Genomic DNA, 26093 nt, shown 5'->3' on the forward strand with positions numbered 1-26093 from the left:
ACCCCAGTTCTACACCCTGTAGAAATAGGAGCCAAATCAGGCGCGGCTCACAGGCCCGGGCGAAGCCCGATCAGCTCGAAGACGGGGGCCATCTGGGAGGAGCTTGGAAGTTCTGCCACCACTACAGAATCGAGCTCACGGTAGAAAGCCTCGCGGGCGCGAGCGAGGGCCGCACGCAATTTACACTCGTTGATCAGCGGGCAGGCGCCGCTAGGGGCCACGCAATCGGCGGCATCCGAGCGCGTGTCGAGTTGTCGCAGGATATGGCCGACCGTTGCCCGGCTGCCGGCCGCGCTTAGCCTGGATCCTCCGGTGCGGCCGCGCTCCACATCGATCAGGCCGAGGCCGCGCAGCTTCGCCATCGCCTTGCTGACATGGTTATAGGGGGTGCCCACGGCGTCGGCAATGTTCTGCGTAGTGAGGAGGTTGCCGTCCGGGGCTGCGGCGAGCACCATGAGGGCCCGGAGGCTGACGTCTGCAAACGCATTGATCTTCATCGCTGGCGCGCCGGTCTAGTCCACCCAGATGGAGGGTTCGTTGGTGTCAGCGGCGAGCTGGCCGAATTCCCACGAGGTCGTTGACGCGTTGGCGGAATAGGGGAGGACCGCGGCGAACACCGAACCATCCCGGTGTTCCGCCGCCACGTGGATGGCATCCGAGCCCTCCTCCACCAGGAGAATGTCGCAGACGATGGCGGTGGCCCGGAATTCGGTACGGTTCTGGCGGAGAGCGTCCGTGAGGTCGCTGATCATGGCGTCCGCATCGAAGTCGTCGTCGGAGCCGTCCTCGGCATCGGCTGGCGTCACGGCCACCAGCCGCACCTCGCCGTCGTTCTCCACGACCAGGGCGAACGGCAGGAACCCGCCGTTGCGCTGGAGCTGTTCCTGGGCTGCACCCACCCCGGTCCCGAGCAGGTTCTCCAGGTCCGTGGCCGTGGCCTCGGGGACCGAGTCCCGCCATGAACCTGCTGTGTCGCCCGTGGCAGCCTGGGAGTTGTCAGCCACTGTGAACTTAGCCCCTGACTAGTGACAGAACGCGGTCGCGAACGCGTTCCATCGTCGGCCGGTCAGTGGCTTCGGCGTTCAGGCGAAGGAACGGCTCGGTGTTGGACGGGCGCAGGTTGAACCAGTAGCTGCCGTCGTTGGCCGTGAAGGTGCTGCCATCCATGGTGTCGATGGTGACGTCTTCGCCGCTGAAGTCAGCGCGGACGCGTTCGACGGCTCCGGCCTTGTCCTCGATTTCGGAGTTGATCTCGCCGGAGGAAACGTAGGGCTCGTACTCGCGGCCGAGCTCCGAGAGGGGGCCGTCCTGCTCGCCGAGGGCGGCCAGGACGTGCATGGCGGCGAGCATCCCGGTGTCAGCGTTCCAGAAGTCGCGGAAATAGAAGTGGGCAGAGTGTTCGCCGCCGAAGACGGCGCCTTCCTCGGCCATGACTGCCTTGATGAACGAGTGGCCCACGCGCGTCCGGACGGCGCGTCCGCCGTCGTGCTCCACCAGTTCCGGCACCGCACGCGATGTCAGCAGGTTGTGGATGATGGTGGGCGTGGCCTCGCCCTGTGCCTGGGCGCGGGCGATTTCGCGGCGTGCCACCATGCCGGTAATGGCCGACGGCGAGACAGGCTCACCCTTTTCGTCGATGACGAAGCAGCGGTCGGCGTCGCCGTCGAATGCCAGGCCGATGTCGGCGCCATGCTCGATCACGGCAGCTTGCAGGTCGCGGAGGTTTTCCGGTTCCAGCGGGTTCGCCGGGTGGTTGGGGAAGGAGCCGTCCAGCTCGAAGTACAGGGGGACGATCTCAAACGGAAGCTTCGGCAGGAGTGCGTCGCCCAGGACTGCCGGGGTAGTGAGACCGGCCATGCCATTGCCGGCGTCCACGACGACTTTCAGGGGGCGCGAACCGGAAAGGTCAACGAGCTGGCGCAGGTACTCGGCATAGTCCTTGAGGACATCGTGGACGCCGATCAGGCCGCGGGTGGGGGCCGCCGGAATGGAGCCGGCGTTGAGGTACTGCTCGGCAAGTGCCTGGATCTCTTTGAGCCCTGACTCGGACGAGATGGGCTGAGCGCCGGCCTTGGACATCTTTATGCCGTTGTATTCGGCAGGATTGTGGCTTGCGGTGAAGGTGGCGCCAGCCGCGTTGAGGGACCCGCACGCGAAGTAGAGTTCGTCGGTGGAAATCAGGTCCAGGAGCTGGACGTTGGCTCCGCGCGTGGCGGCACCATCTGCGAACGCCTTGCTGAATTCGGGGGATGAGGGGCGCATGTCGCCGCCAACCAGGACCGTCTGGCCCTCCAACTGCAGGACATCGACGAACGCGGCTCCCACAGCTTCGACGATTTCGGCCGTGATGGAATCGCCCACGATGCCCCGGACGTCGTAAGCCTTAAAGGATGCCGAGAGGTCAAAAGTCTTTGTCTGTTCGCTAGTCACGGGTCTTATCTTACGTTGACGCAGGGGATGCCTGTGGAGGGATAGTCGAGGCTCTCGTTTGTGTGACGGCCGGGCCGGCCGCCGTCCCGGGCCGGCGGCTCCGGACTGTCCACATAGGCATCCTCCGGCTTTCTGGCTGTCAGTGGTGGCTGGGATACTGAATCAATGGTCGATAACCAGCACGCCACAGTTCTTGCCGATTCAGCCCCTTCCGATTCAGTCGCTTCCGGTTCAGCCACGCATGCCCAGGCCCTGGAGGTTCTCCGGGAACTGGTGGGGCACCCGGCAGCAGACTTCCACGACGGACAATACGAAGCCATCGAGGCATTGGTCGACGGCGGGCGGCGGGCCTTGGTGGTCCAGCGCACCGGTTGGGGAAAATCGGCGGTCTACTTCGTGGCGTCCCTGTTGCTGAGGCGGCGTGGCGCCGGACCCACCCTGATCGTTTCGCCGCTCCTGGCCCTGATGCGGGACCAGGTGGCCGCGGCGGCCCGGGCGGGGGTCCGGGCTGTAGCCATCAACTCGGCAAACCAGCTGGAGTGGGACACTGTGCGTGAACAGCTCGCCGCAGACGAAGTGGACGTGTTGCTGGTCTCCCCTGAACGGCTTACCAATCCCTCTTTCCGGGAAAACCAGCTTCCAGAGCTGATCCGGCGGACGGGCCTGCTTGTTATTGACGAAGCACACTGCATCTCGGACTGGGGCCATGACTTCCGGCCGGATTACCGCCGCATCGCGGACCTCATCACCGAGTTGCCGGACACTGTCCCCGTGCTTGCCACCACGGCGACGGCCAACTCGCGGGTGGTCCACGACATTGAGGAACAGCTCGGCGCCGGCGTGCTGACCATCCGCGGGGCACTGGGCCGGGACTCCCTGCGCCTGGGCGTCCTGTCGCTTCCAGACTCCCGGCAGCGACTGGGCTGGCTCCTGACGCACCTGGCTGACCTTCCCGGCAGCGGCATTATTTACACCCTGACCGTGTCAGCCGCAGAGGACACCGCCCGGCTCCTGGCTGAGGCCGGGCACAAAGTGCTGGCCTACACCGGGAGGACTGATCCTGCTGACCGCGAACGGGCCGAGCAGCTGCTGAAGGACAATGAGGTCAAAGCGCTCGTGGCCACCTCGGCGCTTGGTATGGGTTTTGACAAACCGGACCTGGGTTTTGTGGTGCACCTCGGAGCGCCGTCCTCGCCGGTTGCCTACTACCAACAGGTGGGCCGTGCCGGACGCGGTGCGGCCAACGCTGACGTGCTCCTGCTGCCCGGTTCGGAGGACCGTGACATCTGGCAGTACTTCGCCACCGCCTCCATGCCTTCGGAAGACAAGGCCAATGGCGTCCTCACTGCCTTGGCCGAAGCCGGTGCCGCGGTCTCAACCGTAGCCCTTGAGGCCAGGGTAGACCTCCGTCGCACCCCGTTGGAGCTGCTGCTCAAGGTCCTGGCCGTGGACGGCGCCGTGGAACGGGTAGGTGGCGGATGGCGGTCCACCGGCCAGCCCTGGGTCTATGACGCCGAGCGCTACCGCCGTATCGCCGAAGCCCGGGTGGATGAGCAGGATTCCATGGTGATCTACCAGGACACTGCCGGATGCCGAATGGAATACATCACCTCGGTCCTCGATGACGAAACCGCCCATGCCTGTGGCCGCTGTGACAACTGCGCAGGCCAGTGGTTCCGGGCGGACATCGCCGCCGAGGCCACCGCGGCGGCCGGCCAGACCCTGAGCCGGGCAGGCGGGGTCCTGGAAGCCCGCCTTCAGTGGCCCAGCGGCATGGACCGCCTGGGAGTTCCGGTCAAAGGCAAGATCAAACCGGCCGAGGGGCTGGCGGATGGCCGGATCCTGGCCCGGCTCACGGATCTCGGTTGGGGCGGGGCACTGCGTGAACTGTTTGCTGCCGGCGCGGCGGACCGGGCGATCGACCCCGGCATGCTGCAGGCCTGCGTTCAGGTGCTACGCGAATGGGCCACCGGGGACGGACGCACGCCGGCATGGAGCGGTGTGGGCCGTCCGGCGGCCATTGTGAACATTCCTTCTCGGAGCAGGCCCGAGCTGGTCCAGTCCCTCGCCCGGGGGATTTCGGAGATTGGCCGCATCCCTTACCTCGGCCAGTTGGAGCTGGGCCATGGCGGTCCTACCGGTGGCCGGGGCGGCAACAGTGCCTACCGGCTGGCCGGAGTCTGGGACCGGCTGGTGGTGGGGCCGGAACTGGAGGCATCCTTGGCGCCACTGCAGGGCCAGGGCATCATGCTGATCGACGACCTCGTAGACAGCCGCTGGACAGTCACCGTCGCTGGGCGGGCCCTGCGGCAGGCGGGTGCGGGGGCTGTGCTTCCACTGGTGCTTGGCCAGGCCGGCTGACTTCCGAGCCGGCATGCCGGTGCAGGGACAGGCTGTCAGCGGTGCTGAACAGCATCAGGACGGCCATGGCCAGGAATGCGCCACGGAACGGTCCCGCCGGGTCCTGCGGGAACACTTCCATGCCGTCGAAAACGCGGATCAGCAGCGCTCCCACCGCGATCCCGGCACCGGTGGCCAGTTGGACCAGTGTGGCTGACACGGCGTTCGCCGAGGTGAGTTGCGCCGGGGCGATATCCGCGTACTGCACCGAGGCGTAGGCGGAAAAGCCGATCGAGCGGAAGGCCCCGCTGCACACCAGCAGGGCAAACGTGATGGCCTGCGGGGTGTCGGGGGTCAGCACGGCGCACAATGCGAAGGTCAGTGCCGACGCGAGGGACGCGAAGACCAGCATCGGCTTGAAGCCGAACCGTCTGATTAAGGGTGTGGTTGCCGGTTTGATGCCGATGTTGCCGATGAAGACGGCCGCCACCATGATGCCGGCATGCAAAGGTGTCCACCCGAATCCGGCCTGGAACATCAGAGGCAGGAGGAATGGCACCGAACTGATGGTTAGGCGGTAGACAAATCCGCCTGTTGCCATCGCCCGGAAGGTGCGCGTAGCAAAGACGCTGAGATCAAACAGTGGATTCCGGGCACGCAACATCCATGCTGCAGCCCCGACCAGGGCGGCAATGCCTGCCGCTGCGCTCACGCCACCCCATGGCCCGTCGGGGTGGGCCGTGGAAAGTTCCAGGCCAACAACCAGTGCGCCCACGCCCACCGTGGTCAGGGACAGGCCCAGCCAGTCCAGCCTGCGTTGACGGTCCCCTGCCCCGGCGGGAACCAGCCGCAAAGCAGCAATGAAGGCCGCGAGGCCCAGCGGCAGGTTAATCAGGAAGATCCAGTGCCACGAGAGATACGTGGTCAGTGCGCCACCAACCAACGGCGCCAGCACAGGAGCCAGCAGCCCCGGCCACACCAGGAAAGCCGTGGCGCGCAACAGCTCGGATTTCGGCGTCCCGCGGAGCACCACCAAGGTTCCGACCGGAACCATCATCGCCCCTCCGGCCCCCTGCGCGATGCGGGCCAGAGTCAGCATGGTGAGGTCCTGGCTCAAAGCACAGGCCAGCGATGCGGCAGTGAACACGGCAATGGCCAGGCAGAAGACGCGGCGTGCCCCGACCCGTTCGGCCAGCCAGCCGCTGAAGGGGATGCCCATGGCCACCGTCATCAGATACGCAGTCATGGTGATGTTCACATCGGCCGCGGGCACGCGGAAGTCCCCAGCGATACTGGGAATGGCGGTAGTGAGGACAGTGCCGTCCAAAAACTCCATAAAGAACGTGGCAGCCACCAGCAACGCCAAGCGCGGGTTCCATGCCTGCCCGCTGCCTGGATCCGCGCTCATCTGGTTGTTTTGTGCCATCTGATAATCCTGCCACCGGTGGGGGGCGGCGGGCCCGCGGTGTCCGCACCGCGGATACGCTCCGGCCCAAGTAGGTAGCAGCTGATGTCGTTATGGGCGCCCAAAACGACATCAGCTGCTACTCAGTTGGGTCATGGGAACGCAAAAGGCCCCGGTCCAGGGACCGGGGCCAAACGCGGAGACGGGGGGATTTGAACCCCCGGTGGAGTTGTGCCCCACACTTCATTAGCAGTGAAGCCCATTCGGCCGCTCTGGCACGTCTCCAATTGCTATTCCTAGCCCACCAAGGATACGCAGAAGCGGGCATGCAGCGCAAAACGGCTCGTCACCGCACCGGTCGGGCCGCCAGCAGTGCGGTTACGAAGCGTCGCCGGCCAAGGTCCGCCACAGGAAATGCTGGCTGCGGGCCTGCAGCGCTGCTGCCTGCCGGTTGTCAGAGGCTCCGGCGTGACCGCCTTCCAGAGCTTCGTGAAACCAGACATTGGGGATGCCCATGGCCTCCATCCGGGCGGCCATCTTGCGGGCCTGCACGGGGCCCACCCTGTCATCGGAGGTGGCAGTCCAGATAAACGTTTCTGGGTACTCCACCCCGTCCTTGAGCAGGTGGTAGGGCGAAAACGTCCTGATGAACTCCCACTGTTCCGGGACATCGGGGTCGCCGTACTCCGCAATCCACGAGTGTCCGGCGGACAGCTTCGTAAAGCGGCGCATGTCCAGCAGCGGTACACCGCAGGAGATGGCTCCGAAAAGTTCCGGATAGCTGGTCAGCATGTTGCCCACCAACAGGCCGCCGTTGGAGCCGCCCACGCATCCGAGACGTTCCTTGGACGTAACCCCGCGGGAGATAAGGTGCCGGGCTACGGCCGCAAAATCCTCAAAGGCGCGGTGTCGGTTCTCCTGAAGTGCAGCCCGGTGCCAGCCGGGGCCGTATTCTCCGCCACCACGGATGTTCGCCACCACATAGACGCCGCCCCGGGAATACGCCTCGGCCCCCGCTCCGCCGGAGGTTGCGTCGCCGGCTCCGCCCGTCCGCCGCTCCAGCCAGGCCCTGCCCACGGTTCCGCTGTAAGCGGGGGTTCGGGACACTTCGAACCCGCCATACCCGGAGAGCTGCGTGGGGTTCTGGCCATCCAGCACCAGGTCCCGGGACGCAACCTGGAAGTAGGGGACCCGCGTGCCGTCAGCGGACACCGCGAAGTGCTGCTGGACCTCGTATTGGGAATCGTCAAAGAACGACGGCGACGCCTTGACTACCGCATGGCTGCTCACCACGCCTGCCGTCCCGGCAGCGGTACTCCGCTCCAGCGTCCCCCGCATCAGCGTGGTTGGGGTGGTGAAGCCGGTGGCGACCAGCCAGAAATCGTCCCCCGCGCCGCCGTCGGACGGGCCCTCGTCCTCGTCGTCCACCGCATACGCGTTGACGTCGTGCAGCGGTGGGCAGGCGTCCAGCTGGGAAGACCCCCAGGCGCCGGACCCGCCGCCGGCCGACGGCACTGATGGGTCGAGCACGCGGATCTCGGACGAGACATCGCGCAGCAGGTTCAGCAACAGGAAGTTCCTCGTCCAGCTCCAGGACTGCAGGGACGTGCGGGTGTCAGGCGTAAACAGCACCGACAGGTCACGGGACCCGGCCAGGTAGTCGTCAAACCGTGCGGCCAGCAGGGCCCCGGACGGGAAAGTGGCTCCGTCCACGGTCCAGTCCTGGCGGGGACGGAACAGCAACCACTCGCGGTGCGCGCTGATGTTCACATCCGTGGGTACGTCGATCTCCACCCAGGCCCCGTCCACCAGGACGGAGGTGCGCTGGTTGAAGAAATCGATGTAGTCCACGGCAAACGTACGCTCGAAGCCAGGGGTGGAATCGTGCGCCACCACCGCCAGCATGTGGTTTTCGGGAACCTCGAACAGGAGGGGCGCGGTGGCGAGCGGTTCACCGCGGCGCAGGGTCACGGCCGTGCGGGCATAGGAGGATGCCGTCCGCGGCAGCCCCTCCGCGGTGGAGGCCACCAGCAGCGTGTCCTGGTTCAGCCACGAGACGTTGCCCTTCGCCGTCGGCAGGTCAAAGCCGCCGTCAGCCGGCGGCACAAAGCCGCGTGCCTCGACGTCGTACTCCCGGTACCGGTTAGCGTCGCCGCCGTCGGGTGAGAGGGCCAGCAGTGCGAGGCGGTGCGGCTCGCCGTCCGCAGGCCGAAGGAAGGTGGCTCCGTGGAACACCCACTCCACTCCTTCAGTGGCGGCGAGGGCATCGACGTCCAGAAGCACATCCCACTCAGGGGCGTCAGTGCGGTAGCTTTCCCAGGTGGTGCGGCGCCACAGCCCCTTCGGGTTCGTCTGGTCCTTCCAGAAGTTGTAGTACCAGTCTCCGCGCTTGCCCACCATGGCGATCCTGTCGGTGGAATCCAAGACTTCCAGGATGCTGCCTTCGAGGGCAGCGTAGTCGGCGTCTTCCAGCAAGTCCTCGGTGCGGGCGTTCTGCTCCCGGACCCAGGCCAGTTGCTCCTCACCGTAGATCTCCTCGAGCCAGATGTTCTCGTCGATGGGCTCGGGGGAGAGGGCTGGAGGGGTGGAACCGGGCGCTGAGTCAGCTGCAGTGGTGGTCATGCGCCCCATCCAAACAACATCTGCACGCCCCTAGCAAGTCAAGGGCCCGCCGCACAAGCCGATACTCTGGATGCCGTGGGTACAACGCAGCAGATCCGGACCGCCATTATCGGCGCCGGCCCTCGGGGTACCAGCGTCCTGGAACGCCTCTTGGCGCACGCGGCTTCACGGCCCGGGCAGGCCACGCTGCATATCGATGTGATCGATCCCTACCCGGCCGGCTCCGGCCACGTGTGGCAGCCCGGCCAGTCCCGGCTGTACCTGATGAACACCCAGTCGTTTTACCCCACCCTCATTCCCGAGGACCCGGCCATGGCGGCTCCTGTTGCCGGCACCACCTTCAACGGTTGGCGGGCCCGGCAGCGGCACAATCCGGAGCCGTCGCTCACGATGGAGGAACGCTCCGAGCTCGCCGTACTGGGATCGGGCGACTTTCCCAGCCGCGCACTGTACGGCCGCTACCTGCGCTGCACCCTTAGGGATCTGCTGGATCGGCTGCCCGACGGCGTGACCGTCCAGTTCCACGAAACGTCAGCGGAATCGGTGGTTCCGTCCGGAGACGGAGCGTTCGACGTCGGCCTGGCCGGGGGCGGTTCCCTGCGGACAGATTCGGTGGTGCTGGCCCTGGGCCACATCCCCTCACGGCTGAATGCTGAACAGCGGGAGCTGCAGTCATCGGCCGCACGGATGGGCCTGCGCTACCTGCCGCCGGCAGTCCCCACCGATGTGGACTGGGACTCGATCCCGGCAGGTGAACCCGTCCTGGTCCGGGGCATGGGCCTGAACTTCTTTGACGCCATGGGCCAACTCACCGAGGGGCGAGGCGGAAAGTTTATCGACGCCGGCCCCCGGCTGGACTACCTCCCTTCCGGCCAGGAACCCCTGATCATCGCCGCCTCACGCCGTGGCACCCCTTACCGCACTAAGGCGGCGCTGGCGGGGTATTACGCAGCATCCATCCGGCTGCGGTACCTGACCGGCGCTGCGCTGGAACGGTTTGCCGCCGCCGGGATCCGCCCCGGCTTCGACCACGACCTCTGGCCCCTGCTCCACAGGGACACGCTCTGGGCCTACTACTCAACCTTGGTGCGCTCGCAGCCAGGGGCCGTGGCAGAGCCGGCCGCATTCCTTGAAGCCCTGGACCTCGCGCTGCACCCGCACACCCACAGTGCGGCCAACTGGGAGGACGCCATGGCCAGCGTCCTCGCCATCCATGTCCCGCCGCGCCACCGCCTGGACCTCCCGGGACTCGCCGCACCGCTTGCGGGCAGGTCGTTCGCCTCGCGCTCGGAGCTGGACGCCGCCGTCGTCGATTACCTGATGGATGACGCCCGCCGCTCCGCCCTGGGTGAGGACGACCCCCTCAAGATGGCAATCGGCGCCCTCCACCACGGGCGGGCCGTCCTGAAAACTGCGGTGGCCGACGGCGGCATCACCGACGAATCGTGGGTCGCCGGGCTCCGTGGCTGGTTCGAGTCCTTTGTGGAAGGGCTGGCCAGCGGCCCGCCGGCGCTGCGTGCCGAACAGCTGGCGGCACTGGCCCGTGCCGGCGTGGTCAGCTTTGTTGGTCCCGACCCCAAATTCGGGCTGGACCGCCGTGCCGGGATGTTTACGGCTGCCTCACCCTGGGTGCAGGGTCCGCCGGCAGCGGCAAAGACCATGGTGGAGGCGCTCGCCCCGGCCAACCGGGTTTCCGCCAGTGACTCTCCGCTGCTCAAACAGCTCCTGTCGGACGGGCTGGTACGGCCGCGCCTCATGATGACGGCGGAGGGCGCACCCGTGCAGGCCACAGGCTTGGACGTCAGCCCGCATCCCTACCGGCCTGTGGCAGCCAACGGGTCAGTGTCCGCCGGGCTCTATGTGTTGGGGCTGCAGCTCTCGGCAACCCAATGGGGTACCGCCATCGCTGCCGAGGCAGTCCAGCCAGGCGGCCCAACCTATCCCAGCGGGCAGCGCACCCTCCGCGACGCCGACGAGATCGCGCAGGCTATCCTGGGGCGCTGAAACCCCCACCCCGGAAGCTCCCTCACTTCCGGCGGGTTTTTCCGGGGGAAGGGCCCGTTCAGCTTGGAGCCCTGAGGCTAATGGTTTCAGGCCTCCGGGGACTGCACAGCATTAGCGACGAGCACGTTGTCCGCGACGATCTTGAACATGGCGCCGGTGGGGTCGGCCAGCGTGGCGAACCGGCCGAAGGGCGAATCATCCGGACCGTCGATGACGGCCGCTCCGAGGGATACAGCTTTTTCGATCGTTGCGTCGGCGTCCTCCACCGCGAAGTAAATCTGCCAGTTGGACGGGACATCTGCCGGGAGATGACCGGAGGCATCCATGAGGCCGGCCTTGGCTGCGTCCCCGGCGCCGGGGGTGTACCGGAGCCCGGAAACGACGGAACCCCGGTTCGCCAGAAAACTGGTGAACCGGGGTTCCATTCGCGGAAGGTAAGAGATTCGAACTCTTGGTACGGGGTTACCGCACACTAGTTTTCAAGACTAGCTCCTTCGGCCGCTCGGACAACCTTCCCTAACGAGTAGTGTTTCATAGGCAGTTGGCTGCAACAAAACAGAGTCTGGCGTGCGTCCGGTGCACACTGGTTTTGGGGCACGAATCAGCAAGAAACGGGAGTTCTCCATGAAAGCCGTCTATATTTCAGAACCTGGTGGTCCGGAGGTGCTGGAAGTCCGCGACGTGGACGCTCCGATTCCGGGGCAGGGCGAGGTATTGATCGACGTCGTCGCTGCCGGCCTTAACCGCGCAGATGTGCAGCAGCGAAGGGGGTTCTACCCTCCGCCCCCGGGTGCTTCCGAGATCCCGGGCCTGGAAGTCTCCGGCAGGATCGCCGGCTTCGGCCCCGGCGTCAGTAAACCATTCTCGGTCGGTGACAAAGTAGTGGCGCTGCTGGCAGGCGGGGGCTACGCGCAGCAGGTGGCCGTTCCGGCAGAACAGGTCCTGCGGATTCCCGACGGCGTCGACGTGGTCACGGCGGCATCCCTGCCTGAGGTCGCTGCCACGGTCTATTCGAATCTGGTCATGACGGCCCAGTTGCAGGCCGGCGAGACAGTGCTCATCCACGGTGCGACTGGAGGTATCGGCACCATGGCCATCCAACTTGCCAAAGCCTTGGGGGCACGGGTTGCCACCACGGCCGGCAATGACGAAAAAGTAGGCACAGCAAAGGCGTTCCTGGGAGCGGACATCGCCATCAACTACGCCGAGGAGGACTTTCCGGAGAGCCTGAGGCGCCAGAACGGCGGCAAGGGCGCGGACGTGATCCTAGATGTGGTGGGGGCGAAGTATCTTCCCCAGAATGTTGATGCACTGGCGGACTACGGACGACTAATCGTGATCGGCCTGCAGGGCGGGGCGAAAGGCGAACTGGACCTCGGTCAACTGCTGAGGAAGCGCGCGGCGGTGGTGGCCACCGCGCTGCGGCCGCGCCCCGTGGCGGAAAAGGGTGCCATCATGAACGCCGTCAGGGAGTCCGTATGGCCTCTGATCACGAACGGCCAGATCAGGCCGCTTGTGGCCAAGACCTTCCCTCTGGACCAGGTACGGGCGGCGCACAAGTACTTCGACGGCGGCGAACACGTGGGCAAGGTCCTTCTGGTCATGTAGTCGGCGTCCGTGCTGCGGGCGGCTCCGAAACGGCGGTGAATACTCAGTATTGCGTTGGCGCCGAAAGTGGACTAGGGTCACTCCATACGCGGTATGCACGGGTCTTGGGAGTCCGTGCATACCGACGCTGACGCCACCGCTAGGAGCATCATGTCAATCCGCCACAGCCTCCTCGCCCTGCTGCAGGACCAGCCGCGTTACGGCTACCAGCTCAGGGTTGAGTTCGAGAACCGGACCGGAACCACCTGGCCCCTCAACATCGGGCAGGTGTACACCACGCTGGACCGGCTGGAACGTGATGGCCTGGTCAGCAATGACGGCGGCGACGGCGAAGGCCACGTGGTCTACAGCATTACCCCTGCCGGGAAAGCGGAAGTGCAGGGCTGGTTCGCAGCGCCAGTGGAGCGCACCAACCCGCCGCGGAACGAACTGGCCATCAAGCTGGCCTTGGCAGTGACGCTCCCGGGCGTAGACGTCCAGGCAATCATCCAGGCCCAACGCGTGGCGTCAATCCGGGCGCTGCAGGACTACACCAAGGCGCGGCGGGATACTGCCGCAAGCCAGCGGTCGGCAGACACCGCCTGGCTGCTGGTGCTGGATTCACTGATCTTCCAGACGGAAGCGGAGGTCCGCTGGCTGGATCTCTGCGAAGCGCGGATGGTGCAGCAGGCACAGTCCGCCGGCCAGGGAGCAGTACGTAAATCGTCCAACGGGGTCACTTCGGAAGAGGCTGCCCCGCTCATCGCGGATAGCCGCCGGTGAGCGTCAAGGGGCCGCAACAGGTCCTGGAACTTGCAAAGGTCAGCAGGACCTTTGGTGAAGGCGCGACGGCGGTCGCTGCCTTGCGGGAGGTTGACCTCACCGTCAGCGCCGGCGAGTTCGTCGCCGTCATGGGACCGTCAGGTTCGGGGAAATCATCCCTGCTGGCGCTGGCAGGCGGACTGGACCGGCCGACGTCGGGCGGTGTTTTTGTGGAGTCCACGCCGCTGGGTGGATTGGGGCTGAATGAACTGGCGCGGCTGCGCCGCCGGGCGGTGGGCTACGTCTTCCAGGACTTCAACCTCGTCCCCACGCTGACCGCAGCCGAAAACGTGGCACTGCCACTGGAGCTGGACGGGACGGCCGTGAAGAAGGCGCAGCGGCAGGCGCTGGACGCCTTGCGGCAAGTGGGCATCCCGGAGCTCGCCGAGCGTTTCATGGACGAAATGTCGGGTGGGCAGCAGCAGCGCGTGGCCATTGCCCGTGCCATCGTGGGCGACCGCCGGCTCATTTTGGCCGACGAACCAACAGGGGCGCTGGATTCCACCACTGGCCAAGGCGTGATGGAGGTGCTCCGCTCCCGCGCGGACGCCGGTGCGGCCGTGATGCTGGTAACCCATGAGGCCCGGCACGCCGCCTGGGCTGATCGTGTGGTTTTCCTCCGCGACGGCAGGATCGTGGACCAGGCCGCTGCCATGCACGACCCCGCCATGCTTTTGGCGCAGGCCGGATACTGACGTGGCGCTTGACCTAAAGCCGGCCCCGGGAGGGCGCCGGCAGGCTTTCCATGTGGCGATGCGCATGGCCAGGCGCGATCTCCGCCGCCATCAGGGACGTTCCCTCCTGATTATCCTGCTGATCATGCTGCCTGTGGCAGCCATGACCGGTGCGGTGACGCTCCTCCAGAGCACCCAGGAGACTGCAGCGGAGCGCGTGCAGTATCAACTGGGCGGCACCCAGGCCCGCTTCCGGCCCATGGCGATGACAAACGGCCAGATGGTCCAGGACCCCGTGGACGAAACCCGGATAGCCTCCGGCAACTGGGACCAGGACCCGGATTTCACACCGAAGGATCCGCAGGAGCTGGTGCCCGACGGCTATTCCGTGCTGCCCGAGACTACCCTTGACCTGACCGCTGAGTCGGGCGCCGCAGAGGTGCCGTTGGTGGGACGGGCGGTGGACGCGCTGGCGCCGGCCTTCCACGGCAAGTACACCCTGCTCCAGGGCCGGGCGCCCGGAACCGACGCCGAAATGCTGGTCTCACCTGGCCTGCTGGACCGGTTCGGGCTGGAACTGGGGGAGGAACTCGCCACCTCGGCCGGAACGTTCGTTGTAGTGGGGACCCTACGGGATGCCGGGTACTCGGACAGCAATTCCATCGTGTACCTCAAGCCGGGTCAAGGCGGCCTGGATGACCTGGCTCCAGCGGATTCCGCCCCGGGCGAGGCATCGGCGGTGGTGGTCAAGTCCACCCTGTACTACGTGGTGGGACCGGAACCTGTTACCTGGAACCAGGTCCGTGAGGCTAATGCCGCGGGCGTGGCGGTGCTGTCCCGGTCCGTTGCGCTGAATCCGCCGCCGGAGGACCAGCTGGGAACGGACGGCACATCAGCGCAGTTCAACAACTCCACGCCGTTCGCCGCGTACGTGACGGGTGCGTTCCTGGGTGCATTGGCACTGCTCGAGGTGGGGCTGCTCGCGGGGGCGGCGTTTGCGGTCGGTGCCAAAGGCCAGGTTCGCGAACTGGCTCTGCTGGCGGCTTCGGGAGCAGAAACTCCCACCATCCGCTCGGTGGTGATGGCCGCTTCACTGTGGCTGGGCGGCATTGCCGTTACGGCCGGTGCGGCCACGGGACTTGTGGCGTCCGCCGTCGTCGTTTTTGTGGCGCGCGCGAATGGATCGGTCCGTTTCCCGGGCTTCCATCCGGACACGCTCCTGACTGTCGCGGCGATGGTCATGGGCTTCGCCGCTTGCCTGCTGGCAGCTGTGGCTCCCGCGCGGCAGGTGGCACGCCAAGCCGTTCTCGGCGCTCTCAAATCGGGACGGGCACCTCTCCCTGCCGGCAAGCGGCCTGCGGTCCTGGGCGTTGTCCTGCTCGGAGTGGCGGCCGCCGCACTGGCCGCGGGCAGCTGGCTTGCCCTTTCCAGTGAAGATCCGGACGTGTTTATCTCCAGGACACCGGTCATTGCCTGGTTCCTGCTGGGAGGTGCCGTCTTGGCTGTTGTCTCCCTGGTCCTCCTGACCGGGAGCGTGGTCGCTTTCCTCGCCCGGCGATCGGGGCAGCTGCCGCTTGCTGCCCGTATGGCGGCCAGGGATTCGTCGCGAAACCGCAGCAGGACGGTGCCCGCGGTCGCCGCCGTCCTCGCAGCCGCCACGCTGGCCAGCGCCGCGATGGTCCTGGCGTCCAGCCAACAGGCGAATGAACAGGAAAACCACTACTGGTCGGCGCTGAAGAACCAGGCCGTGGTGCCCCTGCTCGCCGGACAGCCCATGCTGGCTGATGGAACTATGCCGGAACCGAAAAAGATGGACCCTGCCGCAGTTGCAACGGCACTGAGCGGAGCCCTGGATACGGTCGAATGGACCCGGGTTCTTCGCACACCCAGTATCCGGAACTGCGAGATGCGTCCCGAACTGATGGGGTCCACGCCTGCCCAGACCCCTACGTCCAGCTGCCTGCAGTACTCGCTTGCGGTGCCGGAAGGCAACGAGTGTCCGATGACGGCCGGTCAGCGCGTCCTCGATCCCGATGACTGGCGCTGCCAGGGCGCCATGCGTCCCTATGCAAGCCAGGGAAGCGTCGGCTCGATCGTGGTGGGGACAGTGGATGACGTGGAGAAACTCCTGGGAAAGGCGCCAACGGCCGAAGCGCGGGATGTACTTGCCGCCGGCGGGATGGTGGTGACTAATCCCGTGTTCGTCCGCAATGGCCAGGTGGCACTGGTGGCGCAGGATGTGCGAAAACCCTCGCAGGGCGTTGCCAATGCCCAGGCCTTCCAGGGATACCAAGAGGAAGGCAGGACCATGGTGGCAGCGGCCGTGCTGGAGCCGGACGTCAAAGTTCCCTACTACGGAATCGTGTCTCCCGAAACTGCAGCCGCGGCGGGCATGCACGCGGAAGATGGCGCCATGCTGGTCCAACTCAGTGCCTTTCCCGACGCCGTCCGGACGGATAAGGCGTCCTCCGCCCTTGCCGTTGTCTATGGGAACCAGTACACAACCCTGATCGTGGAGCGCGGAGCAGAACGGGATTCCTCGCTCATACTCTGGTCCATTGTGGGACTGGGTGCGCTGATCACCCTCAGCGCGGCAGGCATCACCACCGGCCTTTCCATGGCGGATTCGCGGAAAGACCACGTGACGCTTGCGGGTGTGGGAGCGGCGCCCGGGTTGAGGAAGGCGCTCGCAGGTTCGCAGGCGCTGATGACCGCAGGGCTTGGAACCGTACTCGGAAGCGTTGCCGGGATAGTGCCCGCGGTACTGCTCGTGACTGCCACCGGGCTGGCGCGTACCGCCGTCGTTCCCTGGCTCCAGCTTGCGGCCCTGCTGGTGGCCGTGCCGCTGACTGGTGCAGCGCTGGCCTGGCTGTTTACCCGCGCGAAGCTGCCGATGTCCCGGAGAGAGGTTGGGACCTGAGGAGCCTCACAACTGCGGGCGCCGGCATTAAGCGGAATTACGTCACATAGTTGGGTCTTTTTGATTGGGGCGAACGGGCCTACCGTGGGGGGCAGGACGCTGTCCAACCCGGGCAGCCGGATACGGAGGAACCTCTTATGACAACTCATGTTGCCGATTGCAGTGTTACCCGTTGCTCTTTCAATGACCACGAAGGCTGCACAGCCCATGCCATCACCGTTGCTGGGAGTACTGACCACGCCAGCTGCGCCACCTTCATCGATACCGGCACGCACGGCGGACTGCCCAAGGTCCTTGCAGATGTTGGAGCGTGCCAGCGGTCCGAGTGTGTCCACAATGACCATCTGATGTGCAATGCCCCTGAAGTCCATGTGGGCCCCGGCGTTGACAACGCGGATTGCCTCACGTACTCGCACGCGTAAGACCCGAACGCTGAAGGCCTCCGTCCGGGGAACCCCGGACGGAGGCCTTCCGTGCGCTCAGCACGGAACGGCGCCAGCTACCACCCTGCGGGTCCACCGCTTCTCGCTTCGTGCCCGCCGTTCATCGCAAGGACACGCGACCCGGCCGCAGTGCCGGCCTTCCGTGGGCGCGCCGTTGGTAGGGTGCCAAGGAGCAAATCACTGACGAAGGAAATCTCAAGGAGGAGACATGGCCGGAACGCCAGATGAACTGAGTGACCCGCGGTCGGGGGGCGGCCGACTGGCCACTGACCCGAAGCTACCGGCAACTGCCGTTGACGAAACCATCCGGGAGGCCGAGGAAAAGAAATGGACCCCCGCCAAGATTGCGCTCTGGGCAGCCATCGCCCTGCTTGGCGGCGTTGCCTGGTTCATGGTGGCCATCATTCGGGGCGAGACGGTCAACGCGATCTGGTTCGTGTTCGCTTCGGTCTGCACGTACCTCATCGGATACCGCTTCTATTCGAAGGTCATCGAACGCTACATCACCAGGCCTGACGACCGGCGTGCGACTCCCGCCGAATACAAGGCCGACGGCAGGGATTACGTCCGGACCGACCGCAACGTCCTGTTCGGCCACCATTTTGCTGCTATCGCCGGTGCCGGACCGCTGGTTGGCCCTGTCATCGCCGCCCAGATGGGTTACCTCCCGGGCACCATCTGGATCGTCGTCGGCGTCGTCCTCGCCGGAGCCGTTCAGGATTACCTGGTGATGTTCTTCTCCATGCGCCGCGGCGGACGCTCCCTGGGCCAGATGGCGCGCGAGGAACTGGGCGTCATCGGCGGTACCGCTGCGCTCATCGCCACCCTGCTCATCATGGTGATCATTGTCGCCATCCTGGCGCTCGTCGTCGTCAATGCCCTGGGCGAAAGCCCGTGGGGCGTCTTCTCCGTAGGCATGACTATTCCTATCGCGCTGTTTATGGGCGTCTACCTACGGTTCCTCAGGCCCGGCAAGGTCATGGAAGTCTCACTCATCGGCTTTGTGCTGCTGATGGCCGCCATCATCGGCGGCGGCCTTGTTGCCGAGACGGAATGGGGCGCAGCCTTCTTCACCCTGGACAAGGTGACCATCGCCTGGGGCCTCATCATCTACGGCTTCATTGCCGCCATCCTTCCGGTATGGCTCCTGCTGGCACCGCGTGACTACCTCTCCACCTTCATGAAGATCGGCGTGATCGTGATGCTCGCGCTGGCCATCATCGTGGTCCGGCCCGAAATCACCGTTCCGGCCTTCAGCGAGTTTGCCAGCCGGGAGAACGGGCCGGTCTTCCCCGGTGCTTTGTTCCCCTTCCTCTTCGTCACCATCGCCTGCGGCGCGTTGTCGGGCTTCCACGCGCTGATCTCTTCCGGCACCACGCCCAAGCTTGTGGAGAAGGAGCGGCAGACACGCTTTATTGGCTACGGCGGGATGCTGATGGAGTCTTTCGTGGCAATCATGGCCCTCGTCGCGGCAATCTCCATCGACCGCGGCCTCTACTTCGCCATGAACGCCCCCGCAGCCCTGACCGGCGGAACAGTGGAAACGGCCGCCACATGGGTTAACAGCCTGGGCCTGGCGGGTGTGAACATCAGCCCGGATCTTTTGGCGGAGACGGCCCGGAACGTCGGCGAAGAAAGCATTGTCTCGCGGACGGGTGGAGCTCCCACCCTCGCAGTGGGGTTGGCCCACATCATGCAGCAGTTCATCGGCGGCACGGCCATGATGGCCTTCTGGTATCACTTCGCCATCATGTTCGAGGCGCTGTTCATCCTCACCGCTGTTGACGCCGGCACGCGCGTTGCCCGCTTTATGCTGCAGGATTCGATCGGAAACTTTGCTCCGAAGTTCAAGGAGCACTCCTGGCGCCCCGGCGCATGGCTGTGCACCGCCATCATGGTAGGCGCCTGGGGTGCCGTACTCCTGATGGGTGTGACGGATCCCCTGGGCGGCATCAACACGCTGTTCCCGCTGTTCGGCATCGCCAACCAGTTGTTGGCTGCCATTGCCTTGTCGGTGTGCCTGGCCATCGTCGCCAAACGTGGAACCTTCAAGTACCTGTGGATTGTGGCCCTGCCGTTGGCCTTCGCCGCGGTGGTCACGATTACCGCCAGTTTCCAGAAGATCTTCTCCCCGGTCCCCGCCGTTGGCTACTTCGCGAACAACGCCGCCTTCTCCAAGGCCCTCGCTGACGGCAAGACCGAATTTGGTACCGCCAAGACCGTGGCGGCCATGGAAGCGGTTGTCCGTAACACTGCGATCCAGGGCTGGTTGTCCGTCATTTTTGTGGTCCTCAGCATTATCGTGATTGCCACAGCTCTCCTGGCTACTGCCAAGGCCTTCCGAAACCACCAAGCCGGAATTGCGAACAGGGACCACGAGGACCAGGCCCGCCCGTCCAGGGTCTTCGCGCCAGCGGGGATCATCCCCACGCCAGCGGAAAGGGAACTCATGGCTGAATGGAACAAACTGCCGGCGGACCTCCGGTTCGAAAAGGCACGGCACCACTGATGAACCCCGGCCTGACCGCTATCGTCACGGGATTCCGCGGAATTTCACGTTACCTTGGCGGCGTACTGGGCGCCGACGCGTACTCCAAGTACGTGGAGTACCACCGTGCGGCGGGACATCGGGAGCCACCACTGACTGAACGTGAGTTCTGGCGGGACCGCACGGACCGCCAGGACACCAACCCGCAGGGCAGGTGCTGCTGAAGTGACGGGACTGCCTGCCGGGGTGGCAATCCGCAGGCTCGGTCCGGAGGACGCGGAGCTTTTCAATACGCTCTCAGAGGCTGACAACCTGTTTGACGAGGATCCCTCTGTGGCGCCGTCGGGGGCATTAACGCCCGACGGCGCCCGGGACTTCCTTGCCGATCCGTCAGTGCTGTTCTGGGTCGCCGAGCACGGCTCCCTGACTGTGGGCTTCCTGCACTGCATTGTCCAACGCAGGCGCACCGCCGGCCCCTGGGCAGAGCTCTTGCTGATGGAGATGGGTGTCCACCGCGATTGGCGACGCCAGGGAATTGGGTCCGCCCTCGTGTCGGCGATGGAGTTCTGGATGGCTGGCAGCGAGGTGTTGGAGGTCTGGGTTCCGGCGAACACCTATGCGGTGGGTTTCTACCTCAAATCAGGCTTCATCGCGGACGAGGGCTCCATTCTGGTCAAGCAGCTTCATTGACTGGCTTTGGGGCCGCCGGCTCGTGAGAGTATGAACGCATGAGCGATCCGAAAGACACTCAGCCATCAGAAGCCCTCCCTGTGGAGGGCACAACTCTCGAGTCCGCAGGGCTTCCAGTGCAGGGTAGTGCCGAGGCAGGCGCCGGTGCGAAGTCGAAGACGAGCCTTCAGGACCTCGTGGACGAACCCGCGAAAGTCATGCGGATCGGCACGATGATCCGCCAGCTGCTGGAGGAAGTCAAAGCTGCGCCGCTGGACGATGCCGCCCGGGGACGCCTGGCCGAGATCCACGAACGCTCCATCAAGGAGCTGGAAGACGGGCTGGCGCCCGAGCTGATCGAGGAACTGGAACGGATCAGCCTGCCCTTTCCGGACAATGGCACGCCCTCCGACGCCGAGCTCCGCATCGCCCAGGCCCAGCTGGTGGGCTGGCTGGAAGGCCTTTTCCACGGAATCCAGGCGGCCATCGCGGCCCAGCATGCCGCGAGGGAGCACGCCGCAGCCCAGCTCCAGCTCAGGCAGCTTCCGCCGGGAACCGTGATTGCTCCGGGCGTCGTCATTGGCGAAAATGGTGAGCCGCAGCGTGCTTCTGCCGCAGCTCAGGGCCACGGACCTGGAAAGCCGGGACAGCCGGGACAGCCGCAGGAACCGGACCACGGTCCCGGCCAGTACCTGTAGGTTCTTGTTGGGATTCTTTACCGGCGCCCGCCAGGGGCGCAAAGATGACGCCGAACTTGGCAAGGGCCTGTGGCGTCGGGCCCACGACAGGTTCCATCGTGGCCTTGACCGGTACCACCAGGTGTTGGAGGGCGTCGAGGACGACCAGTTGTACGCCGAACTGGTTGAGATCGCCAACGAACTGGCAGGACTCCTTGACCGGGTCCGCCTGATCTGCGTGGAGGCCCAGCGCCGTTCGCCGAGCGACGGCCTGGACATTCCGGGGTCGCTCGCGGGCGTCCACCGCTCCCTTTCCAAAGCCGGAAATTCGCTGGCCACTACTGCAGAGGCGGCTGCGATGCTGCGCCTGGCCGTGGGCCCGGTTCCTGTGGGAGCCGCGTCCGTCCGGAGGCGCGCTGAATCAGTGTTCGAACAGGTGGCCGACGCCGAACGCCGCCTTGCCGAGGACGCCGCTGGTCCATAGCCCGAGAGTATTCCCGTTTACGCGTGTGGCTTAGCGGCCGCTGTTTGGCTGCGGACGGGGCCGGACATTTGGCACGATGGCTGAATGACTTCTTCTACCCCCACACTTACTTTTAACGACGGACACACTATTCCCCAGCTCGGATACGGTGTGTGGCAGGTTGAGGACGGTGTCGCCGAGAAGGTTGTACGCCAGGCGTTCGAGACTGGCTTCCGCCATATTGACACCGCCAAGATCTACGGCAACGAGGCAGGCGTTGGCCGTGCGATCGCGTCCTCCGGCCTTTCCACCGAGGAAATCTTCATCACCACCAAGCTGTGGAACTCGGACCAGGGCTACGAGGCCACGCTGGCGGCCTTCGAGGAATCAATGGACAGGCTGGGCCTGGAGACGCTGGATCTGTACCTGATCCACTGGATGCAGCCCAAACAGGACAAGTACGTGGACACCTGGAAGGCATTAATTGAACTCCAGAAGCGCGGCCGTGTCCGCTCCATCGGTGTCTCGAACTTCACTATTGAGGGCCTGCAGCGCCTCATCGACGAAACCGGCGTGGCTCCGGCCATCCACCAGATAGAACTGCACCCGTACTTCAGCCAGCGGGAACTGCGTGAGTTCGGTGCGTCCGCGGGGATCCTCACCCAGGCGTGGTCTCCGCTCGGCCAGGGTGGCGAGCTCCTGGAAGATGAAATAGTGGCGGCCATTGCTACCAAGCACCAGGCCAGCCCGGCGCAGGTGGTCATTGCCTGGCACTTGGCCGTAGGCAACGTGGTCATCCCGAAGTCGGTCACGGAATCCCGCATCCGGGAAAACTTTGCGGCGTTGGAGGTCACCCTCGACAGCGGCGACATTGAAGCCATTAACGGACTGGACCGGAGCGCAAGCGGCGAGGGCCGCATCGGCCCGGACCCTGCAGTCTCCGACTTCGCCTAAAGCTCCAAAACAGGCGTGGCGCTCCCTGATGGAGTGCCGGCAGCCCTGCCCTCCCGGCTTGTCCGGGCTGGGCAGGGCTTTCTGTTTTATGCGGCGATCCGGGCCTGCTCGATTGCGACGGAGTCGATCACGGCCCAGGAGTCCTCGGCGGTGCAGGAGCGGTCCGCGAAGCGTTCGGCTTCTTCACGGGTGTCAAAGCTCTCTGACCGGATCCGGCCGCAATCGGCGTCGAAGTACGTGACGTGAAATTCCTGAACGAGTTGGTTTTCCATAAATCCAGTGTGCAACCGGGGTCTGACAATAACGGCGCATCAGCTCCGCGTGTTGCCCAGCCGGAGGACACGTTCACGCGCCAGCATTGCAGAGCGCTGCGCTTTGTCCGCCGCGCGGGCGGCCTGTTTGGCCTCCGCGGCAACAGTCTCCCGTAGCTTCCGCGTGCGTTCCAGCGCCTCCTCAGTGGCCTTGAGCCGGGAACGGAGTTCCTGTGCCTCGTGGGCGAGGCGCGCAAAGTCGGCTTCCGCCGCCGCCAGCTGGTCGCGCCGTTCCTGTGCCTGCCGTGCTGCTTCGTCGGCGGCTTCAGACGCCGTTCGCTCCGCGTCCTGGGCTTTTTCAAGGGCCGACGGCGACGCTGGCCGCGGTGCCTGCCGCACGGCCTGGAGGCGCGGCTTATCCGACTTAGCGGCAGACGGGACATCCGCCGTCGTATCCGGCTTTTTCCTTTTGACGGGGATGCGTCCGGCCGCCTGTGGAGCTGCCACCGCCCCCGGGACGGCCACGGCGCCGTCGAGGTCAACGGTGTCCACGCCGTCGGCGGACAGGACCTGCAGGAGCCGCCCGCTCTGGACGGCGGCGGCCGCCCCTTCATCGGCTGTTACCGCCCGGAGCGTTTCTTCGACGGCGGTTGCCACGGTTCCGCTGATCCGTCGCCCATGCTGTTCCGCGACGGAGCAGGCGGCATCCACCGCTGAGGCCAGCAGCGTGCGGCGCTCCCGTCCCAGCTCCCTCATCTCAGCCGCGTCAAGGGAGGACTGGGCGGCGCGCATGCGACCGCCCAACTCGTTGAGCTGAGCCAGGATGTCCGGCTGGTGCGCAGCGAGCATATTAACCGCCCAGGCAGCCACGGAAGGCTTGGGTAAGGCGCGCACGGCGGCGGGAAGTCCTTCTGCGGCTCCGGCTGCCTTCTTCGCTGCAGCCGTGCGGGCGGCTATGAACTCCTCGAGCGGCAGCGCGTAGAGTGCATTGGCAATTTCGGCCAGCTCGTGGTCATTCATGACGCCATCATAGGTTGGCTTCAGTGGGTGGGTCTGGACGCGCCAGTGGCATTTGGCCGGAGTTAGCTACCCGTCTTCGCCCACGGTGTCGCCATGCCGGTGGGCGACTTTCCATTCGCCGCCTTCGCGTCGGTAGACCTGGGTGGCCCGCAGGGTATACGTGCGCGGCGCACCGTTGACAGAGGCGGAGGTGTGTTCCAATCCGGCGGTATAGGCCATATTGCCCACAACGTCGTATGCCAGGAGCTCGAACTCATAGGAAGCGCAGTCGGAGAAGCCCGCTGCCAGCGCTGTGAATAGCCCGTCCAGTTCCTGCTGCCCGTGGGCATTGCGCCATGCACCCAGGACGCTGACGGGTTCGTTACGGGACCAGAGCGCGCGGCGTGGTCCTGAGTCGCCGTTGTGCAGGGCCAGTTCCGCCTGATACAGCGCGGACTTCACCCACGCCAGGAAGTCGTCGCGCTCGCTCATGCCTCAGTATGCTCCCGGCCCGGCCGCTTGCGCATCCTCAAAATGCAGGGTCCGGCTTAACCAGCGAAAAACCCCGCGTCATCGTCGAAATCAACGACAACGCGGGGTTTATCCCGAGCTTCCTATCAGAATCGAACTGATGACCTTTTCATTACGAGTGAAACGCTCTACCGACTGAGCTAAGGAAGCACCGCATGAGGTGACCGGAAGAAACCGGCTGCTTCATGCAAGAGTCAACTGTAATAGAGTCCCTGCGCCCGGGTCAAAATGGACGCCACGGCCTACTCAGCAGACAGTGTTGTCGGCAGGAACCTTGCCTTCCACGAGGTAGCTGTCCACGGCGTCCCCAATGCAGTCGTTGGACCGGCCGTAGGCCGTGTGTCCCTCACCCTGCCAGGTCAGCAGGGACGCATTCCCCAGTTGCTTCCGCAGGGACGCTGCCCATTCCACTGGCGTGGCGGGGTCGCCCGTGGTCCCAATCACCACGATGGGGGCCTCACCGCTGTATTCCACGGGGGCAGGGGTCCGCACGCTCGAGAAGGGCCAGTCCACGCAGTTCGTGCCGCCGTAGGCGAAGAAGTATCCCAAAGTGGGGGAGTTCTTCATCAGGCGCTGCTGCTCGGCACGCATGCCTGCGGTGTCCGAGACCATCGGGTAGTCCAGACAGTTGATGGCGTTGAACGCGAAGGTTGAGTTGGACGAGTACGTACCGTTCGAAGTGCGGTCCGCGCCGAGGTCGGCGAGCCGGAGCATCAGGCTCACGTCGCCCGTCATGGCGGCATCAAGGGCCTGGGTCAGAGCAGGCCAGCTTGCGTCGTTGTAGAGCGGCGTGATGAGTCCGCTGACGAACATGTTGGCATTCACCAGGCGTCCGTCCTTGGCCGTACGCGGCGTCTGCTGGACTGCGCCGATGAGGTCACGGATCTGCTGGACGCCGTCGTCCACGGTACCGTTCAGGGGGCAGCCGTCCTCCTGGAGGCAGTCGGCAACATAGGCCCGGATGGCCTTTTCAAAGGCACGGGCCTGCCCGCTGGTGAGTTCCTCATTGCTGATGGACGGATCCAGGGCGCCGTCCAGGACCATACGGCCCACGTTGTCAGGGAATAGCGAAGCATAAGTGGAGCCCAGGAACGTGCCATAGGAGTAACCCAGGTAATTCAGCTTGTTGTCGTTGACCACGGCGCGCAGGATGTCCAGGTCTTTGGCCGAGCTGACGGTGTCGATGAGCCCCAGGGCCGGACCTGTCTGCTCGGCGCACTGAGCAGCGATGGCCTTGTTATCCGCCAAGGCGGCGGCCAGCCCGGCGTCGGTGTCTAGGGCGTAGATTTTGGCGCGGGCGGCGTCGCGTTCGGCATCGGTCATGCAGGTAACAGGGGACGACCGCTTCACGCCCCGGGGATCGAATCCCACCAGGTCATAGCTGTCGCGCACGGGCTTGGAAAAATGCGTGCCTGCAGCATCCTTGACGAAGTCGTAGCCGGATGCGCCCGGCCCTCCCGGGTTGACCAGCAGGGTCGCGGTCTTTTTGCCCGTACTCGCAGCCTTCAGGGCAGCAATCTGGATCGTCTCGCCGTCGGGCTTTTTGTAATCCATGGGCACGGTGATCTTGGCACATTGGAAGCCGCTTTCACAGGGCTCCCACACGACCTCCTGCGAGTAGAAGGAATCGAGTCCTTCCGGCGCCGCAGCGACGATCGACGGATCTGCCTTGGCTGTCGCGCTGCCCTGCTCCTGTTCCCCACCGTCAAAAAGGGTGCACGAAGCCAGCACCATGGCCAGAACCAGGGCGCCGGCGGCCCGCACTCCAATCCCCAGGGACCGGGGGCGTACGGGCAGGGGGCGAGCAGTCATCG

General features: G+C 65.4%; 23 protein-coding genes and 3 tRNA genes. 13 read left to right on the forward strand and 13 right to left on the reverse strand.

What is annotated here, in order from left to right; translation table 11 throughout:
• Positions 1-47: 47 nt before the first annotated feature.
• Genes V9L18_RS15540 through V9L18_RS15550 form a run of 3 tightly spaced genes read right to left on the reverse strand, consistent with a single transcriptional unit; the run spans position 48 to position 2430 of the window.
• Positions 48-497, reverse strand: coding sequence for an RrF2 family transcriptional regulator (locus V9L18_RS15540; RefSeq protein WP_337348068.1), 450 nt, complete (start codon positions 495-497; stop codon positions 48-50).
• A gap of 15 nt (positions 498-512) precedes the next feature.
• Positions 513-1004 carry a hypothetical protein gene (locus V9L18_RS15545; protein WP_337348069.1) on the reverse strand — a complete coding sequence of 164 codons (492 nt, stop codon included), beginning with the start codon at positions 1002-1004 and terminating at the stop codon, positions 513-515.
• Positions 1005-1011: 7 nt separating this feature from the next.
• Positions 1012-2430, reverse strand: coding sequence for a phosphomannomutase/phosphoglucomutase (locus V9L18_RS15550; RefSeq protein WP_337348070.1), 1419 nt, complete (start codon positions 2428-2430; stop codon positions 1012-1014).
• Between the two features lie 165 nt (positions 2431-2595).
• On the opposite strand from V9L18_RS15550, the gene V9L18_RS15555 reads away from it, so the two are divergent.
• Positions 2596-4791, forward strand: coding sequence for a RecQ family ATP-dependent DNA helicase (locus tag V9L18_RS15555; RefSeq protein ID WP_337348071.1), 2196 nt, complete (start codon positions 2596-2598; stop codon positions 4789-4791).
• Here V9L18_RS15555 and V9L18_RS15560 read toward each other — a convergent pair.
• The 3 genes from V9L18_RS15560 to V9L18_RS15570 form a co-directional block, all read right to left on the reverse strand.
• The gene (locus V9L18_RS15560) at positions 4715-6196 is read right to left on the reverse strand and encodes an MFS transporter (RefSeq protein WP_337348072.1); all 1482 of its coding nucleotides are present in this window, start codon (positions 6194-6196) and stop codon (positions 4715-4717) included. The genes V9L18_RS15555 and V9L18_RS15560 overlap by 77 nt on opposite strands.
• A gap of 176 nt (positions 6197-6372) precedes the next feature.
• Positions 6373-6460: transfer RNA gene (locus V9L18_RS15565), tRNA-Ser, on the reverse strand.
• Between the two features lie 93 nt (positions 6461-6553).
• Complete coding sequence (locus V9L18_RS15570; RefSeq protein WP_337348073.1) at positions 6554-8797, reverse strand: prolyl oligopeptidase family serine peptidase; 2244 nt, start codon at positions 8795-8797, stop codon at positions 6554-6556.
• A 75-nt stretch (positions 8798-8872) separates the two neighbouring features.
• On the opposite strand from V9L18_RS15570, the gene V9L18_RS15575 reads away from it, so the two are divergent.
• On the forward strand, positions 8873-10801 hold the full coding sequence (locus V9L18_RS15575; RefSeq protein WP_337348074.1) for an FAD/NAD(P)-binding protein: 1929 nt from the start codon (positions 8873-8875) through the stop codon (positions 10799-10801).
• Between the two features lie 86 nt (positions 10802-10887).
• On the opposite strand, the gene V9L18_RS15580 is transcribed toward V9L18_RS15575, so the two are convergent.
• Positions 10888-11226: a VOC family protein gene (locus tag V9L18_RS15580; RefSeq protein ID WP_337348075.1), complete on the reverse strand. Its 339-nt coding sequence runs from the start codon at positions 11224-11226 to the stop codon at positions 10888-10890.
• A gap of 3 nt (positions 11227-11229) precedes the next feature.
• A tRNA-Ser gene (locus V9L18_RS15585) sits at positions 11230-11317 on the reverse strand.
• Between the two features lie 108 nt (positions 11318-11425).
• Here V9L18_RS15585 and V9L18_RS15590 point away from each other — a divergent pair.
• From V9L18_RS15590 to V9L18_RS15640, 11 genes are all read left to right on the forward strand, one after another.
• Positions 11426-12409 carry an NAD(P)H-quinone oxidoreductase gene (locus V9L18_RS15590; RefSeq protein ID WP_337348076.1) on the forward strand — a complete coding sequence of 328 codons (984 nt, stop codon included), beginning with the start codon at positions 11426-11428 and terminating at the stop codon, positions 12407-12409.
• A 150-nt stretch (positions 12410-12559) separates the two neighbouring features.
• Entirely contained in the window at positions 12560-13171 is a 612-nt protein-coding gene (locus V9L18_RS15595; protein ID WP_337348077.1) for a PadR family transcriptional regulator, read from the forward strand.
• A complete protein-coding gene (locus V9L18_RS15600) occupies positions 13168-13905 on the forward strand; it encodes an ABC transporter ATP-binding protein (RefSeq protein WP_337348078.1) in 738 nt (245 codons plus the stop codon). Before V9L18_RS15595 ends, V9L18_RS15600 begins: the two co-directional genes overlap by 4 nt.
• 64 nt (positions 13906-13969) lie before the next feature.
• The gene (locus V9L18_RS15605; RefSeq protein ID WP_337348079.1) at positions 13970-16804 is read left to right on the forward strand and encodes an ABC transporter permease; all 2835 of its coding nucleotides are present in this window, start codon (positions 13970-13972) and stop codon (positions 16802-16804) included.
• 137 nt (positions 16805-16941) lie between these two features.
• Positions 16942-17226 (forward strand): DUF1540 domain-containing protein, encoded by a 285-nt coding sequence (locus tag V9L18_RS15610; protein ID WP_337348080.1) that lies wholly within the window; start codon positions 16942-16944, stop codon positions 17224-17226.
• A 229-nt stretch (positions 17227-17455) separates the two neighbouring features.
• Positions 17456-19756: a carbon starvation CstA family protein gene (locus V9L18_RS15615; protein ID WP_337348081.1), complete on the forward strand. Its 2301-nt coding sequence runs from the start codon at positions 17456-17458 to the stop codon at positions 19754-19756.
• Positions 19756-19959, forward strand: a complete 204-nt coding sequence (locus V9L18_RS15620; protein WP_337348082.1) for a YbdD/YjiX family protein — start codon at positions 19756-19758, stop codon at positions 19957-19959. Before V9L18_RS15615 ends, V9L18_RS15620 begins: the two co-directional genes overlap by 1 nt.
• 1 nt (position 19960) lies before the next feature.
• Positions 19961-20425 (forward strand): GNAT family N-acetyltransferase, encoded by a 465-nt coding sequence (locus tag V9L18_RS15625; RefSeq protein ID WP_337348083.1) that lies wholly within the window; start codon positions 19961-19963, stop codon positions 20423-20425.
• Positions 20426-20463: 38 nt separating this feature from the next.
• Positions 20464-21102, forward strand: a complete 639-nt coding sequence (locus tag V9L18_RS15630) for a bacterial proteasome activator family protein (protein ID WP_337348084.1) — start codon at positions 20464-20466, stop codon at positions 21100-21102.
• A 7-nt stretch (positions 21103-21109) separates the two neighbouring features.
• Entirely contained in the window at positions 21110-21565 is a 456-nt protein-coding gene (locus V9L18_RS15635; protein ID WP_337348085.1) for a hypothetical protein, read from the forward strand.
• Positions 21566-21649: 84 nt separating this feature from the next.
• Entirely contained in the window at positions 21650-22498 is an 849-nt protein-coding gene (locus V9L18_RS15640; protein WP_337348086.1) for an aldo/keto reductase, read from the forward strand.
• Positions 22499-22584: 86 nt separating this feature from the next.
• Here V9L18_RS15640 and V9L18_RS15645 read toward each other — a convergent pair whose 3' ends face one another.
• From V9L18_RS15645 to V9L18_RS15665, 5 genes are all read right to left on the reverse strand, one after another.
• Positions 22585-22770 carry a hypothetical protein gene (locus V9L18_RS15645; protein WP_337348087.1) on the reverse strand — a complete coding sequence of 62 codons (186 nt, stop codon included), beginning with the start codon at positions 22768-22770 and terminating at the stop codon, positions 22585-22587.
• Positions 22771-22809: 39 nt separating this feature from the next.
• A complete protein-coding gene (locus V9L18_RS15650; protein ID WP_337348088.1) occupies positions 22810-23769 on the reverse strand; it encodes a hypothetical protein in 960 nt (319 codons plus the stop codon).
• Between the two features lie 66 nt (positions 23770-23835).
• Positions 23836-24240, reverse strand: a complete 405-nt coding sequence (locus V9L18_RS15655) for a nuclear transport factor 2 family protein (RefSeq protein WP_337348089.1) — start codon at positions 24238-24240, stop codon at positions 23836-23838.
• Between the two features lie 116 nt (positions 24241-24356).
• A tRNA-Thr gene (locus V9L18_RS15660) sits at positions 24357-24429 on the reverse strand.
• A 96-nt stretch (positions 24430-24525) separates the two neighbouring features.
• Positions 24526-26091, reverse strand: a complete 1566-nt coding sequence (locus tag V9L18_RS15665) for an alpha/beta hydrolase (protein ID WP_337348090.1) — start codon at positions 26089-26091, stop codon at positions 24526-24528.
• Between the last annotated feature and the right edge of the window lie 2 nt (positions 26092-26093).

It is taken from the genome of Pseudarthrobacter sp. CCNWLW217 (assembly GCF_037203985.1).
Lineage (GTDB): Bacteria > Actinomycetota > Actinomycetes > Actinomycetales > Micrococcaceae > Arthrobacter.

Excerpts from the sequence above, each read along its gene's own strand:
- V9L18_RS15540 (WP_337348068.1), bottom strand. The coding sequence starts at position 497 with ATGAAGATCAATGCGTTTGCAGACGTCAGCCTCCGGGCCCTCATGGTG.
- V9L18_RS15555 (WP_337348071.1), top strand. The coding sequence starts at position 2,596 with ATGGTCGATAACCAGCACGCCACAGTTCTTGCCGATTCAGCCCCTTCC.
- V9L18_RS15560 (WP_337348072.1), bottom strand. The coding sequence starts at position 6,196 with ATGGCACAAAACAACCAGATGAGCGCGGATCCAGGCAGCGGGCAGGCA.
- V9L18_RS15570 (WP_337348073.1), bottom strand. The coding sequence starts at position 8,797 with ATGACCACCACTGCAGCTGACTCAGCGCCCGGTTCCACCCCTCCAGCC.
- V9L18_RS15580 (WP_337348075.1), bottom strand. The coding sequence starts at position 11,226 with ATGGAACCCCGGTTCACCAGTTTTCTGGCGAACCGGGGTTCCGTCGTT.
- V9L18_RS15590 (WP_337348076.1), top strand. The coding sequence starts at position 11,426 with ATGAAAGCCGTCTATATTTCAGAACCTGGTGGTCCGGAGGTGCTGGAA.
- V9L18_RS15595 (WP_337348077.1), top strand. The coding sequence starts at position 12,560 with ATGTCAATCCGCCACAGCCTCCTCGCCCTGCTGCAGGACCAGCCGCGT.
- V9L18_RS15605 (WP_337348079.1), top strand. The coding sequence starts at position 13,970 with ATGGCCAGGCGCGATCTCCGCCGCCATCAGGGACGTTCCCTCCTGATT.
- V9L18_RS15610 (WP_337348080.1), top strand. The coding sequence starts at position 16,942 with ATGACAACTCATGTTGCCGATTGCAGTGTTACCCGTTGCTCTTTCAAT.
- V9L18_RS15615 (WP_337348081.1), top strand. The coding sequence starts at position 17,456 with ATGGCCGGAACGCCAGATGAACTGAGTGACCCGCGGTCGGGGGGCGGC.
- V9L18_RS15620 (WP_337348082.1), top strand. The coding sequence starts at position 19,756 with ATGAACCCCGGCCTGACCGCTATCGTCACGGGATTCCGCGGAATTTCA.
- V9L18_RS15630 (WP_337348084.1), top strand. The coding sequence starts at position 20,464 with ATGAGCGATCCGAAAGACACTCAGCCATCAGAAGCCCTCCCTGTGGAG.
- V9L18_RS15640 (WP_337348086.1), top strand. The coding sequence starts at position 21,650 with ATGACTTCTTCTACCCCCACACTTACTTTTAACGACGGACACACTATT.
- V9L18_RS15645 (WP_337348087.1), bottom strand. The coding sequence starts at position 22,770 with ATGGAAAACCAACTCGTTCAGGAATTTCACGTCACGTACTTCGACGCC.
- V9L18_RS15650 (WP_337348088.1), bottom strand. The coding sequence starts at position 23,769 with ATGAATGACCACGAGCTGGCCGAAATTGCCAATGCACTCTACGCGCTG.
- V9L18_RS15655 (WP_337348089.1), bottom strand. The coding sequence starts at position 24,240 with ATGAGCGAGCGCGACGACTTCCTGGCGTGGGTGAAGTCCGCGCTGTAT.
- V9L18_RS15665 (WP_337348090.1), bottom strand. The coding sequence starts at position 26,091 with ATGACTGCTCGCCCCCTGCCCGTACGCCCCCGGTCCCTGGGGATTGGA.